Below are 17,595 nucleotides of genomic sequence, written 5' to 3'. Positions count from 1 at the left end.
GGTCGACGGCGCCCGCTCAGCGCGAGCTCAGGTCGATGTCGAGGGTCAGCTGCTCCGCGTCCGGTGGGCGGCCTCCGGCCACCCGCCAGGCGGTCGGGGGCAGCTGGCCCTCGACGCGTACCGCGTCGTGGGTGCGGACGCAGCGGTCCTCCCACTCCGGGGGCAGCGGGCTGGGCTGGTTCTTGCGGCAGGGGCCGAAACGCTCCTCCAGCCGCTCCTCCAGGTCGTCGGTCTCAGGAGGCAGCACCAGCCGCACCCGCAGCTCCCAGTCGTGGGTCTGCACCAGCTCCGAGCTCTGGATCGACGTCCCGTCCGGGAAGGTCACCCCGGTGCGGGCGTCGACCTCGGCCATGGTCAGCGGGGAGCAGACGTGACCGGTCCAGGTCGTGCGGCACCGGCTGCCCTCGTCGTTGGTGTAGCGGGCGTAGGGGATGCCCCACTCCGGCGCCTGGCTCCACAGCAGGGCACCCACCAGGGTGAGGGCTCCCAGCGCGGCCGCCACCCCGAGCAGGGCGCGACCGAGCCGTCGATGCAGAGGAGTCCGGGGCACGGGACCCAGCATGACCTGCGCGGCACCCGGGCGGGAGGGTGGGGGTCGGATTCTGGGTGTCTCCTCAGGCGGGCCGCCCACCCACCGGACGTGCTGGTCGGTGCTGGGGCCCCGGGTTAGGGTGGTCCCGTGATCGCACGTTGGTATGCCTATCGCGCTCTGGCTCTGGAGGGCCCGGCGAGGGGCTGACGCGCTCGATCACACCTTCCAGAAGCCACGGGACCAGGAGAACTCCTGGTCCTTCGCCGTGTCAGGCGGGCTCTGGGAACGGGGTCCGTCGGAGAGGACTCCCATGACCACCCCGCTGCGTGCCGGCACCGCCGACCTGAGGGTCACCGAGCTCAGCCCGCTGCCCGCCCCGGACGCCCTGCTGGCCGACCTGCCCGTCTCCCCGAGCGGGCGCGCCGCCGTCGAGCGGGGCCGCTCGGAGGTGGCCGCCGTGCTGGACGGCCTCGACGACCGACTCCTCGTGGTGGTCGGCCCCTGCTCGATCCACGACGTCACCGCCGGGCTGGAGTACGCCGACCGCCTCGCCTCCCTGGCCGGCACGCTGCGCGACGACCTGCTGGTGGTGATGCGGACCTACTTCGAGAAGCCGCGCACCACCGTCGGGTGGAAGGGCCTGGTCAACGACCCGCACCTGGACGGCAGCCACGACATCGCGACCGGGATCGCCACCGCCCGCCGGTTCCTGCTGGAGGTGGGGGAGCGCGGGCTGCCCTGCGCCACGGAGTTCCTGGAGCCGATCACCCCGCAGTACCTGGCCGACCTGGTCAGCTGGGGGGCCATCGGGGCGCGGACCGCCGAGAGCCAGATCCACCGCCAGCTGGTCTCCGGGCTGTCGATGCCGGTCGGCTTCAAGAACGGCACCGACGGGGACCTCCAGGTGGCCGTGGACGGCTGCTCCGCCGCGGCCGCGCCGCAGTCCTTCCTGGGCATCGACCCCTCGGGGCGGGCGGCGCTGGTCTCGACCGCAGGCAACCCCGACACCCACCTGGTGCTCCGCGGCGGGCGCACCGGCCCGAACCACGGGCCGGAGCACGTGGCCGCCGCCTCGACGCGGATGGGTGCCGCCGGACTGAACCCCCGGGTGCTGGTCGACGCCAGCCACGCCAACTCCGGCAAGGACCACCGCCGCCAGGCCGAGGTGGCCCGCTCGCTCGCCGGGCAGGTCGCGTCGGGGTCGACGGCGCTGGCCGGGGTGATGCTGGAGAGCTTCCTGGTCGAGGGCGCCCAGCCGCTGGACGTGACGGAGCCGACGTCGGTGCTCACCTACGGCCAGAGCGTCACCGACGCCTGCATGTCCTGGGACACCACGGTGGACGTGCTGACCACGCTGGCCGCGGCCTCGCGCGAGCGGTCCGGACGCCGGCAGGGCTGACGCGGGGCCGCCGGGGTGGCGGGTGGCCGCAAGGCGTCGCCTCGGTGGTCGTCGAGGCGACGTCGGAGGGCGAGTGGCCACGTCGTCGTGAGGCGTCCGGGCCAGGACCATTGCCGGGTGGTGGGGCGGGCGCCGGTCAGCGGCGGCGGACCGCCACCACCACGGCGGTGTCGGCGGCCACCATCACCTCGGCGCTGCTGAGCCGGGGGTCGGCCAGCCAGTCGTTGCGGATCTGGTCGAGCCGCTCGGGCCGCATCGAGGAGGTGATGGTGCTGGGGGTGAAGTCGTCGAGCACGATCATGCCGCCCGGCTCCACCAGCTCGATCACCTCGTCGCGCGGGGCGTTCTTGGCCGAGGAGGCGTCCAGGAAGAGCAGTGAGAAGGGGGCGGCGGAGGTGAGCTCGGTCCAGTCCGCGTGCAGCACGTCGATGCCGTCGCCGGCGAACATGTCCTGCACGTCGTGGGCCAGGCGGCCCTCCAGCTCGGCGGTCAGCACCCGGGTGTCGGCCGGGGCCCCGCTGCGCAGCCAGGCCGCGCCCACCCCGCAGCCGGTCCCGCACTCGGCGATGGTGCCCGTCCGGCTCGCGGCCAGGGTGGCGAGCAGGCGCCCGGTCTCGGTCCGGGTGGCGTCCAGGTAGCCCATGGTCAGCGACTTGCGCAGGGCCTTGGTCACCAGCGACGGCACATCGAGGAGGACGCTCACCGGCCCGAGTCTGCCCGATCGGCGGGTCCGCCGAGCCCCGTCCGGACTGCGGGACCGGCACCGCTGTCCGTCATCCGAGACGTCGGCGTCCAGGATGCGATCGAGATAGTCGGGCGTCCTAGTATCTCGGGGACGGCCACCGCAGGGGCGGCCCGACGTCGAGAGGAGTGCCCCGTGTACGACATGTACCCGACCAGCTGGAGCGGGCAGCCCCTCGACGGCGCCGAGGTGGTCGAGCGCGAGGGTGCCGAGCACCGCGACCCCACCCCCCGACGCCGCCCCCGCCGCGCGCACTCGGTCGCCCCGCGCGTCCGCGCCGAGCACCGCTGACCCCGCGGCCCGCCGGCTGACGTCCTCCTGGGCGGTCCGGCTCCGCCGGCGGCGGCTCAGGAGTCCCGGTGCCCCCCGACCACGGCGGCACCCACCGGGAAGGTGACGCCGGTGAGCTCCTCGGAGATCCTCCACAGGCGCTGCTGGGCCGACTGGTCGTGGGAGCCGGCGCTGGAGCCGACCAGCCTCGGGTACCCGCGGACCTCACCCCGGCCGCCGGGGCCGTAGTACTGGCCGCCGCTGACGGCGGGATCGGTGGCGGCGCGGAGGGTGGGCAGGGCGCCCATCTCCGCCTCCTGGGTGAGCAGCGGGGTGAGCCAGGCCACGGGCACGCGCAACGCCCTCGGCGTGCTCCGCGTCAGCTCGGTGTTGGACAGCCCGGGGTGGGCGGCGACCGCGATCGTGGTGCCGCGGGGAGCGAGCCGGCGCTGCAGCTCGTAGGTGAACATCAGGTTGGCGAGCTTGGACTGACCGTAGGCGGCGACACGGCTGTAGGAGCGTTCCCACTGCAGGTCCTCGAAGTGGATGCCGGCCCGGATGCGGTGTCCGGTGCTGCTGACCGTGACGACCCGGGAGCCGGGGACGGGCAGCAGCCGGTCCAGCAGCAGTCCGGTGAGGGCGAAGTGGCCGAGGTGGTTGGTGCCCAGCTGCAGCTCGAAGCCGTCGGCGGTGGTCTGCCTCGGGGGGAACATCACCCCGGCGTTGTTGACCAGCAGGTCGATCCGCGGGTGGGCCGCACGCAGGTCGGCCGCCGCGGACCGGATCGAGTCCAGCGAGGTCAGGTCGAGCTCCTGGACGGCGACCTCGCCCTCGATGCGAGCGGCGGCCCGCTCGCCCTTGCCGACGTCGCGGACGGCCAGGACCACCGTCGCGCCCCGCTCGGCGAGCATCCGGGCGGTCTCGAACCCCAGCCCGGTGTTGGCGCCGGTCACGACCGCCACCCGCCCGTGCTGGTCGGGGATGTGCTGCTCGGTCCAGCTGTCCGTCATGTCGTCTCCTAAAGAACCAGTGGTCTGTAATTCGAAGATAAGGGACCAGCGGTCTGATGTCAACGGACCGGTGGTCTCTAGCTAGACTGGCGGGGTGACCTTCCAGCGCGCACGGAGCGAGGAGCAGCGGCAGATCCGCCGCCGGGCCATCGTGGACACGGCGGCGGCGATGCTGGCGGAGATGCCGGTGGGGGAGGTGAGCCTCAACGAGCTCAGCCGGCGGGTCGGGCTGGCCAAGTCGAACGTCCTGCGCTACTTCGAGTCGCGCGAGGCGCTGCTGCTCGTGCTGCTGGACGACCACCTGAGGAGGTGGCTCGTCGACCTGGCCGACGAGCTGGCCGCGGGTGTCGACGCCTCCGCGACCCCGGAGGTCCGGGGCGAGCAGTTGGCCGACGTCCTCAGCCGGTCGCTGTCGGACCGCGTGGTGCTGTGCGACCTCTTCGGCGCCCAGGGCGGGGTCCTGGAGCACAACGTCTCGGTCGAGGCGGTGAAGCGGCACAAGCGGGCGTCCCTGGTGCACCTCGCGACCATGGTTGAGCTCCTGCGCCAGCACGTGCCCGAGCTCGGCGACGCCGCGCAGCGGTCCTGCCTGATGGTGCTGGTCTCGGCGGGGGCCCTGTCGGCCTACGTCCCGCCGCCGCCCAGCCTGCTCGCGGCCTACGCCGACGAGCCCGAGCTGGGCGTGCTCCACATGGAGCTGCGGGAGGCCCTGCGGCTCTCCTTCACCTCGACGCTCCTGGGCGTGCTGCCGCGCGGCTGAGCCCTCCACCGGCGGTCACGGCCGCGACCCCGTCAGATGACGGCCCCACCCCGCAGACGCGGGCGACTGAGCAGCTCGGCCGCGGCGGCCTCAGGTGGTCCTCAAGCCCCGGCGATCCGCGTCGCGATGGCGTCGCCGATCTCGGTCGTGGTGCGCGGGGCGGCGGTGCGGGACTCGATGTCGGCGGTGACGGCCTCGGTGACCCGAGCCGCCTCGGCCTGGCGTCCCAGGTGCTCCAGCAGCAGCGCCGCGGACAGGATCGCCGCGGTCGGGTCGGCCTTCTGCTGACCGGCGATGTCGGGGGCCGAGCCGTGCACCGGCTCGAACATCGAGGGGTGGGTGCGGGCGGGGTTGACGTTCCCGCTGGCTGCCAGCCCGATGCCGCCGGTGACCGCCGCGGCCAGGTCGGTCAGGATGTCGCCGAAGAGGTTGTCGGTGACGACCACGTCGAAGCGGGCCGGGTCGGTGGCCAGGAAGATGGTGGCGGCGTCGACGTGCAGGTAGTCGGTCTGCACCTGCGGGTAGTCGGCGGCGACCTCGTCGAAGACCCGCGACCACAGCCGGCCGGCGTTGACCAGCACGTTGTGCTTGTGGACCAGGGTGACCTTGTTGCGGCGGCGGGTGGCGCGCTCGAAGGCGTCACGGACCACCCGCTCGACGCCGAAGGCGGTGTTGACGCTGACCTCGGTGGCGATCTCGTGCACCGTGCCGGTCCGCACCACGCCGCCGTTGCCGCAGTACAGCCCCTCGGTGCCCTCCCGGACCACCACGAAGTCGATCTCGCCGCGGTCGGTGACGCTGCTGGCCAGCGGCGTGGGCACCCCGCTGTACAGCCGGCTGGGGCGCAGGTTCACGTAGTGGTCGAAGGCGAAGCGGATCCGCAGGATCAGCCCCCGCTCCAGGATGCCGCTGGGCATCGTGGTGTCCCCGGGAGCTGCACCCACCGCACCGAAGAGGATGGCGTCGGCGCCGTCGAGCTCGGCCAGCACCGAGTCCGGCATGACCTCCCCGGTCCGCTTCCAGCGCTCCGCGCCCAGGTCGTAGTCGACGAAGGAGAAGGCGTCGCCCCCGGCCACGGCCGTCAGCGCCTTAACGGCCTCGCGGGTCACCTCCGGACCGATGCCGTCCCCGCCGATGACGGCGATGGTCGGGGTGGACGGGGTGGCGCTGGGGGTGTCGGTCACCCGCGGCATGCTAGCTAGCGTCCCGGGCCCGTCCGGGGCGTCTCACCACCGGCGCCGGGGCGGGGGAGGCGGGCGGTAGTTTGCGCTCATGACGCTGAAGTTCGACCTGCAGCCCTCGCCTGCACCGCGCGGGGACGCCGAGCGCGAGGCGATCCTCGCCGACCCCGGCTTCGGCCAGGTGTTCACCGACCACATGGCCGTGGCCACCTGGACGGCGGCCGACGGCTGGGGCGACTCCGCGGTGGTGCCGTACGGGCCCTTCGCGCTCGACCCGGCCAGCGCGGTGCTGCACTACGCGCAGGAGATCTTCGAGGGCATGAAGGCCTACCGGCGCGCGGACGGCTCGATCTGGCTGTTCCGCCCGGAGAAGAACGCCGAGCGCTTCGCCGTCTCCGCCCACCGGCTGGCCCTGCCCGAGCTCCCGGTGGAGGCCTTCCTCGAGAGCATCGAGGCCCTGGTCGAGGCCGACGAGGCGTGGGTCCCCAGCGGCGGGGAGACCTCCCTCTACCTGCGCCCCTTCATGTTCGCCAACGAGGTGTTCCTCGGCGTCCGCAGCTCCCGGCGGGTGCAGTACTGCGTGATCGCCTCCCCGGCCGGGTCCTACTTCAGCGGGGGCGTCGCGCCGGTCTCGATCTGGATCTCCCGCGACTACACCCGTGCCGCCCCCGGCGGCACCGGGGCGGCCAAGTGCGGCGGCAACTACGCCGCCTCCCTGCTGGCCCAGGCCGAGGCCGCCGAGCAGGGCTGCAGCCAGGTCCTGTTCACCGACGCCATCGAGCGCAAGTGGATCGACGAGCTGGGCGGCATGAACGTCTACCTGGTCACCAGCAACGGCGAGCTGGTCACCCCCGAGCTGGGCACCATCCTGGAGGGGGTCACCCGCGACGCCATCCTGCAGCTGTGCCCCGAGCTGGGGCTGACCCCGGTCGAGCGCCGGGTGTCGCTGCAGGAGGTGCTCAACGGGCTGAAGACCGGGGCGATCACCGAGATCTTCGCCTGCGGCACCGCCGCGGTGATCACCCCGATCGGTGAGCTCAAGGACGTCGACGGGCAGTACCGGGTGGGCAGCGGCGAGGCCGGCGAGGTCACCCTCGGGCTGCGCCAGGCGCTCCTGGACATCCAGTACGGACGCCGCGAGGACACCCACGGCTGGACGCGGCGGATCCGCTGACCCGCCGCCCCGGGCCCGCCCGCACGCCGGTCGGGCCCGGGCGGACGCACGTCCCGCGCACTGAGACGGGGCTGGCGCAGCCGGAGGTGATGGCGCACGATGAGCCCGTGCCCTGCAACCTGGTCATTACCACGCAGCGCGCCTGACGCAGACCGTCGGCCGCGCTGGAACCTCCTGTCCGAGACGGGAGGTTTTTTCGTTCCCGGAAGTGCTCCGACGCCCGACCACATGACCCCGACCGAAAGCAGCCCGATGCCCGAGCCGATGGCGGCACCGCCCCAGTTCCACGTCTACGACACCACGCTGCGCGACGGCGCCCAGCAGGAGGGGCTGCGGCTGACCGTCACCGACAAGCTGCGGATCGCGGCGCTGCTGGACGAGCTGGGCGTGGGGTTCATCGAGGGTGGCTGGCCGGGTGCCAACCCCAACGACACCGCGTTCTTCGCCGCCGCGGCCCGCGGTGAGCTGACGCTCCAGCACGCCGAGCTGGTCGCCTTCGGCGCCACCCGCCGGGTGGGTGGGGTGGCGGCGGACGACCCGCTGGTCGCCGCGCTGCGCGACTCCGGCGCGGGGACCGCCTGCCTGGTGGCCAAGAGCCACGTCGGCCACGTCGAGCGCGCGCTGCGGACCACCCTCGCGGAGAACCTGGCCATGATCACCGACACGGTGCAGCACCTCCGCGCGGAGGGGATGCGGGTGTTCCTCGACTGCGAGCACTTCTTCGACGGCTACCGCGAGGACCCGCGCTACGCCCTGGAGGTGGTGCGCACCGCCGCCGAGGCCGGTGCGGAGGTGGTCGTGCTGTGCGACACCAACGGCGGCATGCTCCCCAGCTGGATGGGTGACGTCGTCTCCGCGGCCGGTGCGGTCGGGGTGGACCTCGGCGTGCACTGCCACAACGACACCGGCTGCGCGGTGGCCAACACCCTCGCCGCGGTCGAGGCCGGGGCGATGCACGTCCAGGGCACCGTCAACGGCTACGGCGAGCGGACCGGCAACGCCGACCTGGTCTCGGTGGTGGCCAACGTCGAGCTCAAGCTGGGCTGGCCGGTGCTGCCCCCCGGGGCGCTGACCGAGGCCACCCGGATCGCCCAGGCCGTCGCGGCCATCACCAACGTCTCCGGCTCGGCCCGGGCGCCCTACGTGGGGACGTCCTCCTTCGCCCACAAGGCCGGGTTGCACGCCAGCGCGATCAGGGTCGACCCGAACCTCTACCAGCACATCGATCCGGCCCGGGTGGGTAACGACATGAGGATGCTGATCTCCGACATGGCCGGCCGTGCCAACATCCAGATCAAGGGCGAGGAGCTCGGCTTCGACCTCTCCGACCGCGAGCTCGCCGCCCGGGTCACCGACCAGGTCAAGGCCCGCGAGGCCGACGGCTACTCCTACGAGGCCGCCGACGCCTCCTTCGAGCTGCTGCTGCGCTCCGAGCTGGGGCAGCTGGAGGAGTACTTCTCCGTGCTGCACTGGCGGGTCCACAGCCACTCCGCCGCCGGGGCGCCCTCGGAGACCGAGGCCACCGTCAAGCTGCGGGCCCGCGGCGACGTCCAGATCTTCGTCGGCGAGGGCAACGGTCCCGTGGACGCCCTGGACCACGCGCTGCGCCGCGCCCTCACTCCGGCCTTCCCCGCCGTCGACCGCTACGAGCTGACCGACTACCGGGTGCGGATCCTGGAGGGCCCGGTGGGGGAGAAGGGCGGGCACGGCACCGACGCGATCGTCCGGGTGCTGATCGACACCTCCGACGGCACCCGGACCTGGACCACCGTCGGGGTCGGCTCCAACATCATCGAGGCCAGCTGGGAGGCGCTCAGCGACGCCTACTGGTACGGGCTGCTGCACGACGTGGCCACCCCCGGGCCGGCCGGCCGACCCGCAGGCACCGACGACGACGTGCTCACCGTCGCGGCCTCCCGGTGAGGGGGGCGACCACCACGGTCCGCCTTCCCCGATCAGGACGGTAGCCCGGTGGCCTCCGACCTGATCTACCTCGTCTTCGGCGTGGCGCTGCTGCTGGCCGTCGTCCTCCCCGCCGCGCTGTCCCGGCTCGCCCTCTCGGCCCCGGTCGTGCTGATCGGGATCGGCTGCCTGATCGGGTTGCTGCCGCTGCTCGGCCCCGAGCAGTTCTCCCCGGTGGAGCACCGGGCCTTCACCGAGCACCTGACTGAGCTGACCGTGCTGGTCGCCCTGATGGGGGTGGGGCTGGCGCTGGACCGCCCGCTGTCGTTCCGGCGCTGGCGGACCTTCCTGCGCTGGTCGGTCACCTGGCGGTTGCTGGCGGTGACGATGCCGCTGTCCATCGCCGGGGTGGCCGTCCTCGGGTGGTGGGTGATGGGCCTGGGCCCGGCCGCGGCCCTGCTGCTGGGGGCAGCGCTGTCCCCGACGGACCCGGTGCTGGCCTCCGACGTCCAGGTCGAGGGTCCGGGTCTGGGCGAGCAGTCCGGCTCCCTCGACCCCGACGGTGACCAGGAGGGATCCTCCGACGAGGACGACCAGCGGCCCGGCGACGAGCAGGACGGTCCACTGGACGAGCCCGACGAGGTGCGCTTCGCCCTCACCTCGGAGGCCGGTCTGAACGACGCCCTCGCCTTCCCCTTCGTCTACGGCGCCATCTACCTGGCGACCAAGGGACCGGTCCAGGACTGGGGTCTCAGCTGGCTGGGATTCACCCTGGTGGGCAAGGTGCTGATCGGGGCTGCCGTCGGCGTCCTGGTCGGTCGGGTGCTGGCCAAGGCCGCCTTCGCCGCCCCGCGCCCGTCCTTGCGCATCGCCGAGCGCGGGGAGCCGCTGCTGGCCATCGCGGCGTTGCTGACCGCCTACGGTCTGGCCGAGGTGGCCCAGGGCTACGGGTTCCTCGCCGTCTTCGCCGCGGCGATGACGCTGCGCTCCCGGGAGCGCGGGCACGAGTACCACCAGCAGATGCACGGGGTGGTGGAGCGGCTGGAGCAGCTGCTGACGCTGTCGATCCTGCTGCTGCTCGGGGTGTCGTTGACCAACGGGCTGCTGGAGTCGCTGACCTGGCGCGGTGTGGTGGTGGCGCTGGCCCTGGTGCTGGTCATCCGCCCGCTGGCCGGATGGGTGGCGGTGTCGGTACGGGTTCCCCGTCAGGCCTCGACCGAGCAGCCGATGACCCGGCCGGAACGGCTGGCCACCGCCTTCTTCGGGGTCCGCGGGGTGGGCTCGATCTACTACCTGGCCTACGCCACCGGGCAGGCCACCTTCCCCGAGGTGGCCGAGCTGTGGTCGACGGTCGCCTTCGCCATCACCGTCTCGGTGGTCGTGCACGGGGTCGCCGCCACCCCGGTGATGAGCTGGATCGAGCGCCGCCGCCAGCCGCCGACGACCGGAGCGGCCGACGTCGGACCGGTCCTCGACGGAGCTGCCTAGACCGGCTCGAGCAGGTCCTGACCGACCACCGTGGGGGCGTCCAGGGTGCGGTAACCGCCCTGGTCGAACAGCACGGTGAGCCGGTCACCCTCGGCCTCCACGACCACCCCGGCGCCGAGGTCGCGGTGCCGGACGGTCTGGTCCACCCCGAAGCGTCCCACCCAGGCCGCGCCCTCGGCGCCGGCCTCCTCGACCCGGCGCCGCTGGGCGGCGTCGTGCTCCGCGGTGGAGCCGCTGCGGCAGCTGTCGCAGCGGCCGCACGGCTCCTCCCGCTCGTCACCGAAGTAGTGCAGCAGGAACCGTTGCCGGCAGGCCGGGGTCTCGGCGTAGCGGCGCATCATGTCGATCCGGGTCTGCTGCAGCGTCCGGTGCTGCTCGGCCCGCGCCACCACACCCTCCACCAGCGACGTCCGCGCGTCCCCGTCGGTGTGGGCGCGCTCCTCGGCCAGCAGGTTGAGGATCCGCGCCAGCCGGCGCTCGCCCAGCCCGGTGGCCTCGCGCAGCGCCGCCCGGTCGACCTCGCCCTCCTCCTCGGCACCCGTGCGGCCCAGGGCGCCCAGCACCGCGGCCACCTGGGCCGGCTTCGGCACCGCGGGGGCGAAGAAGCGGGCCAGGGAGAAGTCGTCGGGGCTGTGGCAGAGCAGCCCGGTGGCGGGCTGGCCGTCGCGGCCGGCCCGCCCGACCTCCTGGAAGTAGGTGTCGGGGGAGTCCGGCGCCTGGGCGTGCACCACGAACCGGACGTCGGGCTTGTCGATCCCCATGCCGAAGGCCGACGTGGCCACCAGCACCTCGGTGCGCCCGGCCATGAAGTCCTCCTGGACCCGCTGCCGGGCCCCGGCGGCCATCCCGGCGTGGTAGTGCCCTGCCTCGCGGCCCTGCCCCCGCAGGGCGGCGGCCAGCTCCTGGGCCAGCGCCCGGGTGCGGGTGTAGACCAGCCCCTGCCCGGCGGTGGCGGCGACCGCCTCGAGCACGGCCTCCCGGCGGACGGACTCGTCGTGGCAGTGCCGGGCGGAGAGCGCGATGCCGGGACGGTCGGCCTCGGCGAGCACCAGCGCCGGGTCGTGCAGACCGAGCCGCTCGGCGACGTCGGCGCGCACCGGCGGGGCGGCGGTGGCGGTGAGGGCGATCACCGGCGGGCGACCGAGCGCGCCCAGCAGCTCGCTCAGCCGCAGGTAGTCGGGGCGGAAGTCGTGGCCCCAGCTGGAGACGCAGTGCGCCTCGTCCACCGCGACCAGCGCCGGACGCAGCGCCGCCACGGCCCGCCGGGTCTCCTCGCGGGCTAGCTGCTCGGGAGCCAGGAAGAGGAAGGTGCGCCCACCGTCGTCGGCCAGCGCCTCGGCCCGGGCCCGTTCGCCCTCGGCCGAGCTCAACCGGTGGGCGCGCAGCCCCTTCTGCGTCAGCGACTCGACCTGGTCGGCCTGCAGGGCCAGCAGCGGCGAGACCACCAGCGTCGGCCCGCCCTCGGCCAGCACCCCGGCGAGCTGGTAGGCCAGCGACTTGCCCGCACCGGTGGGCTGGACGAGCAGCACGTCCCGTCCCCCCAGCAGGCTGGTCACCGCCTCGCGCTGCCAGTCGCGCAGCTCGTGGCCGAAGACGGTGCGGGCCGTCTCCTCGATCCGCGAGCGGTCCACGGCGTCGGGGGATGTGTCCGCGGTGCAGCGCGCGGCGGTGCGGCGCTCGTCGGCGGGGCGGTGGCGGGTCCTCTGGTCGGGCACGCCAGCGTCCTACCCACCCGACGCACGGGGTCCGCCGGTGCTTCGCGCGAGGCTCCTCGCACGTGCGGGTGCATCCGAGGCCCACGAGGAGGCGGGGCGCCCCAGCGCCGCACCCGACCCTCCGGGCCCCGTCCGGGCCCCGACCGTCCAGACTCGCCGACCCTCCCGACCGACCTTCCCGACCGGACGTCCGGACGTCCGGACGTCCGGACGTCCGGACGTCCGGACCGGGCGTCTCGCGGGCACCACCCGGCCGATCCGGCGACCGGGATCCGGTCAGCCGGGCGCCGGCCGGAACCCCGAGCAGAGCACCCGCAGGTAGCTGATCCGCTCGCCGTCGGTGCGGTAGTAGACCTGCTGCTCGGCGGTGCGGGCACCGTCGGGGGTGGTCAGCCGCAGCCGGTAGGCCACGTGCCGGGTGTCCTCCACCGGTGCTCCCTCGCTGACGTCGAGCAGCTCCTCGACCTCGTCCTCCGGGGCGAACCAGTGCCCCAGCAGCACGTCGAGGACCTCGTCGGGGTCACCGGCGGACCACGAGCGTCGCGGGGTCAACCCGGTGAAGTCCACGTCGTCGGTCAGCACGGCGCGCAGGGCGCCGGCGTCCTTCGCCGCAAGGGCCGACGCCAGACGACGACCCGGTGAGTCCGTTCCCATGGCGCGACGCTACGCCGCCCGGGCCCGGCGCGGGAGGGGTCAGGCGGTGACGCGCTCGATCACCACCGGGCCGGTGGTGGGCTCCCCACCGATGGTCCAGCCGCCGGCCAGTGCCTCCAGCGCGCGCTCGACCCGGTGCTCGTCGTCGGTGTGCAGGGTGAGCAGCGGGTCGCCGGCGCGGACGTCCTGGCCGGGCTTGGCGTGCAGCTCGACGCCCGCCCCGGCCTGCACCGGGTCCTCCTTGCGGGCCCGGCCGGCCCCCAGCCGCCAGGCCGCGAGCCCGACCGCCATGGCGTCCAACCGGGAGAGGGTGCCGTCGGCGTCGGCGTGCACGGTGTGGGTGTGGCGCGCGGTGGGCAGCTCGGCGTCGGGGTCGCCGCCCTGGGCGCTGATCATGGCCCGCCAGACGTCCATCGCGCGCCCGTCGGCCAGCGCCTCGGCCGGGTCCACGTCCCCGCGCCCGGCGGCGGCCAGCATCTCCCGGGCCAGGGCCAGGGTGAGCTCGACCACGTCGGCCGGCCCGCCCCCGGCCAGCACCTCCACCGACTCCCGCACCTCCAGCGCGTTGCCGGCGGTGTACCCGAGCGGGGTGGACATGTCGGTCAGCAGGGCCACCGTGGTGACGCCGGCGTCGGTGCCCAGCCCCACCATGGTGCGGGCCAGCGTGCGGGCGTCCTCCAGGTCCTTCATGAAGGCGCCGCTGCCCACCTTGACGTCGAGCACCAGCGCCCCGGTGCCCTCGGCGATCTTCTTGCTCATGATGGAGGAGGCAATCAGCGGGATGGCCTCGACGGTGCCGGTCACGTCGCGCAGCGCGTACAGCTTCTTGTCCGCCGGGGCCAGCCCGGAGCCGGCGGCGCACACCACCGCGCCGACGTCCTCCAGCTGGGCCAGCATCTCCTCGTTGCCGAGCCCGGCGCGCCAGCCGGGGATGGCCTCGAGCTTGTCCAGGGTGCCGCCGGTGTGACCGAGCCCGCGGCCGCTGAGCTGGGGAACCGCCACCCCGCAGGCGGCCACCAGCGGGGCCAGCGGCAGGGTGATCTTGTCCCCGACCCCGCCGGTGGAGTGCTTGTCCGCGGTCGGGCGGGACAGGGAGGAGAAGTCCAGCCGCTCCCCGGTGGCGATCATGGCCGCGGTCCAGGCGCTGAGCTCGGTCGCGTCCAGGCCGCGGAAGAAGATCGCCATGGCCAGCGCCGACATCTGCTCCTCGGCGACCTCCCCGGCGGTGTAGGCGTCGATCACCCAGCGCACCTGGTCGGCGTCGAACGTGCCGCCGTCCCGCTTGTGCCGGATCAGCTCCACCGCGTCGTAACCCATGCCCGGGAGTATGGCGCACCGAGGCCGCCTGGCTAGGGTGAGCGGGAGTCGAAAGGTCCAACACATGCGCATCGCACGTTTCGCCGCTGACGGAGACCCCCGCTACGGGGTGGTCGAGCTGGCCGAGGACGGGGGACAGCACCCCGAGACCGTGGCCGCCCTCACCGGTGACCCGCTGGCCGGTCCGGTCCAGCTCACCGGGGTCCGCCACGAGCTGGCCGCCGTCCGGCTTCTGGCCCCCGTCATCCCCCGCAGCAAGGTGGTCGGGGTGGGTCGCAACTTCGCCGCCCACGCCGCCGAGCTCGGCAACGAGGTCCCCGGGGACCCGCTGATCTTCCTCAAGCCGAACACCTCGGTGATCGGTCCGGAGGACCAGGTGGTGCACCCGCCCACGACCGAGCTGCTCAGCTACGAGGGCGAGCTGGCCGTGGTGATCGGGCGGATCTGCCGGGAGGTGCCGGCCTCGCGCGCGGCCGACGTCATCTTCGGCTACACCATCGCCAACGACGTCACCGCCCGCGACCTGCAGAAGAGCGACGGCCAGTGGGCCCGGGCCAAGGGCTACGACACCTTCTGCCCGCTGGGTCCGTGGATGGTCACCCACCTCACCCTCGAGGAGGCCGGTGACCTGCAGATCACCACCACCCTCGACGGCGAGGTCAAGCAGGACGGCTCCACCTCGCTGATGGTGCACCCGATCCCGGCGCTGATCGAGTGGGTCACCTCCTTCACCACCCTGCTCCCCGGCGACGTCATCCTGACCGGGACCCCGGCCGGGGTCGGGCGGATGCAGCCCGGCCAGGAGGTCAGCGTCACCATCGCCGGTATCGGCACCCTGACCAACACCGTGGCCTCCGCCGACGCCGTCGGCCCCGCCACCGATGCCGGACCCGGCACCGACACCAGCGAGGAGGATCCCGCGTGAGCCAGAGCACCACCCCCGCGCCCGCCGTCGACCCCGTCCTGGGCGACCTCGAGCCGTCCCAGGTGCGGGTCCGCTTCCCACCCTCGCCGACCGGCAACCTGCACGTCGGCGCCGTCCGCAGCGCGCTGTACAACTACGCCTTCGCCCGCCACCACGGCGGCACCTTCGTGCTGCGGATCGAGGACACCGACGCGGCCCGCTCCACCGAGGAGTCCTACCGCGGCGTGATCGACTCGCTGCGCTGGCTGGGCCTGGAGTGGGACGAGGGCCCCGAGGTCGGTGGCGACTCCGGCCCCTACCTGCAGTCCGAGCGCGCCGGCACCTACGCCGACGTCGCCCGCCGGCTGCTCGAGGGCGGTCACGCCTACCTGTGCTTCTGCACCAAGGAGGAGCAGGACGCCCGCGCCGCCGGGCGTCCCAAGGGCGCACCCTCGGGCTACGACGGCTTCTGCCGCGACCTCGACGAGCAGCAGGTCGCCGCCTTCCGCGCCGAGGGTCGTGAGGCCGTCACCCGCATCCGCGTCCCCGACGGCGAGATCGCCTTCGACGACCTGATCCGCGGCGAGATCTCCTTCGACGGCGCCCACGTCCCGGACTACGTGATCGTGCGGGCCAACGGCGCCGCGCTGTACACCCTGGCCACACCCGTCGACGACGCCCTGATGGGCATCACCCACGTGCTGCGCGGGGAGGACCTGCTGTCCTCCACCCCGCGCCAGCTGGTGCTGCACGGGGCCCTGGCCCAGCTCGGCATCGGCCCCGGGCGGCTGCCCCGGTTCGGGCACCTGCCCTACGTGATGGGGGAGGGCAACAAGAAGCTCTCCAAGCGCGACGCGGGTTCGGGCCTGCTGGAGTACCGCCAGCGTGGCTTCCTGCCCGAGGGCCTGCTCAACTACCTGGCCCTGCTGGGCTGGGGGATCGCCGAGGACCGCGACGTCTTCACCCTGGAGGAGATGGTCGCCGCCTTCGACATCACGAAGGTGAACGCCAACCCGGCCCGGTTCGACCCGAAGAAGTGCGAGGCGATCAACGCCGACCACCTCCGCAGGCTCGACGAGGAGGAGCTGGCCGAGCAGCTGGTCCCGTTCCTGGCCGCCGCCGGGATGGTGGCCGAGCCCCTGACCGGGGAGCAGCGCGACCGGCTGACCGGCGTGGTGCCCCTGGTCCGGGAGCGGGTGACCACGCTGGCCGAGATCGTCCCCATGGCCGGCTTCCTGTTCACCGACGACGACGCGCTGGAGATCGACCCGGCGGCGGGGCTGGGCAGCAAGCCCGACGACGCCGCGGTGCTGCAGCACTCCGTCGCCGTGCTGGCCGAGCTGCGTGAGTGGGAGCACGAGCACATCCAGGCGGCGCTCCGGGAGGCGCTGGTCGAGGGTCTGGGCATCAAGCCCAAGTTCGCCTTCGCCCCCCTCCGGATCGCCATCACCGGACGCCGCATCTCCCCGCCGCTCTTCGAGTCGATGGAGCTGCTGGGGCGGACGTCGTCGATGCTGCGGCTGCAGCGGGCCGTGGCCTCCCTGCAGGACGGCTCCCCCGAGGCGCCTCCCGCCGCCGGTCCGGACGCCCCGGGCCCGGTGTGATCCCGGGGCCGGTCCCGGTCCTCCGCCCGGACGCCGGGACCGGCTACCCCCGGCTGCTGGCCGAGGACGGTGCCCGGTGGCGTGGCCTGGTCGGGGCTCCGGTGGCGATCGCCCTGTTCGTCCTGCTGGCCGGGGTGGTGAGCCCGCTGGTGGTGTCCCTGGCCTGGGTGCTGGGGGGCCGCGCGGAGCCCTACGCGGTCCTCGCCGCCGCAGCCGCCCGGGCCGAGGTCCCGGCCGGGCTGGTGGCCTCCAACCTGGGTCTGGCCGCCGCGGTCCCGGTGGCCGCGCTGGTGGTGCTGCTGGTGCACCGCCGCTCCCCGCGCTGGCTGGTCTCGGTGCTGGGAGCCGTGCGGTGGCGCTACCTCCTGGCCTGCCTGCTGGTCGCCCCGCCGGCGCTGCTGGCCGTCTTCGCCCTCTCCACCCTGGCCGAGGGGACCCCGCTGACCTGGCAGCCGCAGCCGGGCGTTGCCGGCTTCCTGGTGGTGATCGTGCTGACCGGGCCGTTGCAGGCCGTGGCGGAGGAGGTCCTGTTCCGCGGCTACCTGCTGCAGGCGCTGGGGTCGGTGGTGGCCAGCCCCTGGTTCGGCGTGGTCGGTTCGGCGCTGGTCTTCGCCCTCTTCCACGGCAGCCAGAACGTGTGGCTGTTCCTGGACCGGTTCGCCTTCGGGATCGTCGCCGGGGTGCTGGTGTGGCGCACCGGGGGTCTGGAGGCGGCCTGCGCCGCGCACGTGGTGAACAACCTGCTGGCCTTCGGTCTGGCCGCGCTGACCAGCTCGGTCGCCCAGGCCAGGGCCCTGCAGGAGGTCGGGCCGCTGCAGGCGGTGCTGGACGTCACCGGCTTCGCGCTCTTCGCGGTGCTGGCCTGGCTGGTGGGCCGGCGGATGGCCCTGCACACCGTGACCCCGACGGCTCCGGCGCGCCCGGTTTGAGCCACGTGCCCGGA

Annotated in this window: 16 protein-coding genes; 9 read left to right on the top strand and 7 right to left on the bottom strand. The window is 73.8% G+C overall.

Going from position 1 to position 17,595, the window contains the following annotated elements; all coding sequences use genetic code 11:
• Positions 1 to 16: 16 nt before the first annotated feature.
• Entirely contained in the window at positions 17 to 550 is a 534-nt protein-coding gene (locus BLT52_RS16630; protein ID WP_157677188.1) for a hypothetical protein, read from the bottom strand.
• Between the two features lie 292 nt (positions 551 to 842).
• Here BLT52_RS16630 and BLT52_RS16625 point away from each other — a divergent pair, with 292 nt between their 5' ends.
• The gene (locus BLT52_RS16625; protein ID WP_090595092.1) at positions 843 to 1,931 is read left to right on the top strand and encodes a 3-deoxy-7-phosphoheptulonate synthase; all 1,089 of its coding nucleotides are present in this window, start codon (positions 843 to 845) and stop codon (positions 1,929 to 1,931) included.
• A gap of 136 nt (positions 1,932 to 2,067) precedes the next feature.
• Here BLT52_RS16625 and BLT52_RS16620 read toward each other — a convergent pair whose 3' ends face one another.
• Positions 2,068 to 2,634 (bottom strand): O-methyltransferase, encoded by a 567-nt coding sequence (locus BLT52_RS16620; protein WP_090595091.1) that lies wholly within the window; start codon positions 2,632 to 2,634, stop codon positions 2,068 to 2,070.
• Between the two features lie 174 nt (positions 2,635 to 2,808).
• On the opposite strand from BLT52_RS16620, the gene BLT52_RS20940 reads away from it, so the two are divergent.
• A complete protein-coding gene (locus tag BLT52_RS20940; RefSeq protein ID WP_157677187.1) occupies positions 2,809 to 2,964 on the top strand; it encodes a hypothetical protein in 156 nt (51 codons plus the stop codon).
• 56 nt (positions 2,965 to 3,020) lie between these two features.
• Here BLT52_RS20940 and BLT52_RS16615 read toward each other — a convergent pair whose 3' ends face one another.
• Positions 3,021 to 3,953 carry an SDR family NAD(P)-dependent oxidoreductase gene (locus BLT52_RS16615; protein ID WP_090595090.1) on the bottom strand — a complete coding sequence of 311 codons (933 nt, stop codon included), beginning with the start codon at positions 3,951 to 3,953 and terminating at the stop codon, positions 3,021 to 3,023.
• A gap of 94 nt (positions 3,954 to 4,047) precedes the next feature.
• Here BLT52_RS16615 and BLT52_RS16610 point away from each other — a divergent pair, with 94 nt between their 5' ends.
• Positions 4,048 to 4,713, top strand: a complete 666-nt coding sequence (locus BLT52_RS16610; RefSeq protein WP_090595088.1) for a TetR/AcrR family transcriptional regulator — start codon at positions 4,048 to 4,050, stop codon at positions 4,711 to 4,713.
• A gap of 101 nt (positions 4,714 to 4,814) precedes the next feature.
• Here the strand turns inward: BLT52_RS16610 and BLT52_RS16605 are convergent, their stop codons facing one another.
• On the bottom strand, positions 4,815 to 5,906 hold the full coding sequence (locus BLT52_RS16605; protein WP_090595087.1) for a 3-isopropylmalate dehydrogenase: 1,092 nt from the start codon (positions 5,904 to 5,906) through the stop codon (positions 4,815 to 4,817).
• A 79-nt stretch (positions 5,907 to 5,985) separates the two neighbouring features.
• On the opposite strand from BLT52_RS16605, the gene BLT52_RS16600 reads away from it, so the two are divergent.
• The 3 genes from BLT52_RS16600 to BLT52_RS16590 all read left to right on the top strand — a co-directional run bounded on the left by BLT52_RS16600 (position 5,986) and on the right by BLT52_RS16590 (position 10,458).
• Positions 5,986 to 7,068, top strand: coding sequence for a branched-chain amino acid aminotransferase (locus tag BLT52_RS16600; protein WP_090595085.1), 1,083 nt, complete (start codon positions 5,986 to 5,988; stop codon positions 7,066 to 7,068).
• A 228-nt stretch (positions 7,069 to 7,296) separates the two neighbouring features.
• On the top strand, positions 7,297 to 8,991 hold the full coding sequence (gene cimA, locus BLT52_RS16595) for a citramalate synthase (RefSeq protein WP_172804069.1): 1,695 nt from the start codon (positions 7,297 to 7,299) through the stop codon (positions 8,989 to 8,991).
• A gap of 48 nt (positions 8,992 to 9,039) precedes the next feature.
• Positions 9,040 to 10,458 (top strand): cation:proton antiporter, encoded by a 1,419-nt coding sequence (locus tag BLT52_RS16590; RefSeq protein WP_172804068.1) that lies wholly within the window; start codon positions 9,040 to 9,042, stop codon positions 10,456 to 10,458.
• On the opposite strand, the gene BLT52_RS16585 is transcribed toward BLT52_RS16590, so the two are convergent.
• From BLT52_RS16585 to BLT52_RS16575, 3 genes are all read right to left on the bottom strand, one after another.
• Positions 10,455 to 12,173, bottom strand: a complete 1,719-nt coding sequence (locus tag BLT52_RS16585) for a RecQ family ATP-dependent DNA helicase (protein ID WP_197679085.1) — start codon at positions 12,171 to 12,173, stop codon at positions 10,455 to 10,457. The genes BLT52_RS16590 and BLT52_RS16585 overlap by 4 nt on opposite strands.
• Before the next feature lie 276 nt (positions 12,174 to 12,449).
• A complete protein-coding gene (locus BLT52_RS16580; protein WP_090595084.1) occupies positions 12,450 to 12,827 on the bottom strand; it encodes a hypothetical protein in 378 nt (125 codons plus the stop codon).
• Between the two features lie 39 nt (positions 12,828 to 12,866).
• A complete protein-coding gene (locus tag BLT52_RS16575) occupies positions 12,867 to 14,144 on the bottom strand; it encodes a thymidine phosphorylase (protein ID WP_090595082.1) in 1,278 nt (425 codons plus the stop codon).
• A gap of 64 nt (positions 14,145 to 14,208) precedes the next feature.
• On the opposite strand from BLT52_RS16575, the gene BLT52_RS16570 reads away from it, so the two are divergent.
• Genes BLT52_RS16570 through BLT52_RS16560 form a run of 3 tightly spaced genes read left to right on the top strand, consistent with a single transcriptional unit; the run spans position 14,209 to position 17,581 of the window.
• Entirely contained in the window at positions 14,209 to 15,069 is an 861-nt protein-coding gene (locus BLT52_RS16570; protein WP_090595080.1) for a fumarylacetoacetate hydrolase family protein, read from the top strand.
• Positions 15,066 to 16,652 (top strand): glutamate--tRNA ligase, encoded by a 1,587-nt coding sequence (gene gltX, locus BLT52_RS16565; protein WP_090595079.1) that lies wholly within the window; start codon positions 15,066 to 15,068, stop codon positions 16,650 to 16,652. Before BLT52_RS16570 ends, gltX begins: the two co-directional genes overlap by 4 nt.
• The gene (locus tag BLT52_RS16560) at positions 16,649 to 17,581 is read left to right on the top strand and encodes a CPBP family intramembrane glutamic endopeptidase (protein ID WP_090595077.1); all 933 of its coding nucleotides are present in this window, start codon (positions 16,649 to 16,651) and stop codon (positions 17,579 to 17,581) included. Before gltX ends, BLT52_RS16560 begins: the two co-directional genes overlap by 4 nt.
• Positions 17,582 to 17,595: the final 14 nt, after the last annotated feature.

The organism is Auraticoccus monumenti (genome assembly GCF_900101785.1).
Taxonomy (GTDB): domain Bacteria; phylum Actinomycetota; class Actinomycetes; order Propionibacteriales; family Propionibacteriaceae; genus Auraticoccus; species Auraticoccus monumenti.
The sequence above is the reverse complement of the archived record's forward strand: the minus strand, read 5'-3'. Positions and strand labels throughout refer to the sequence as shown.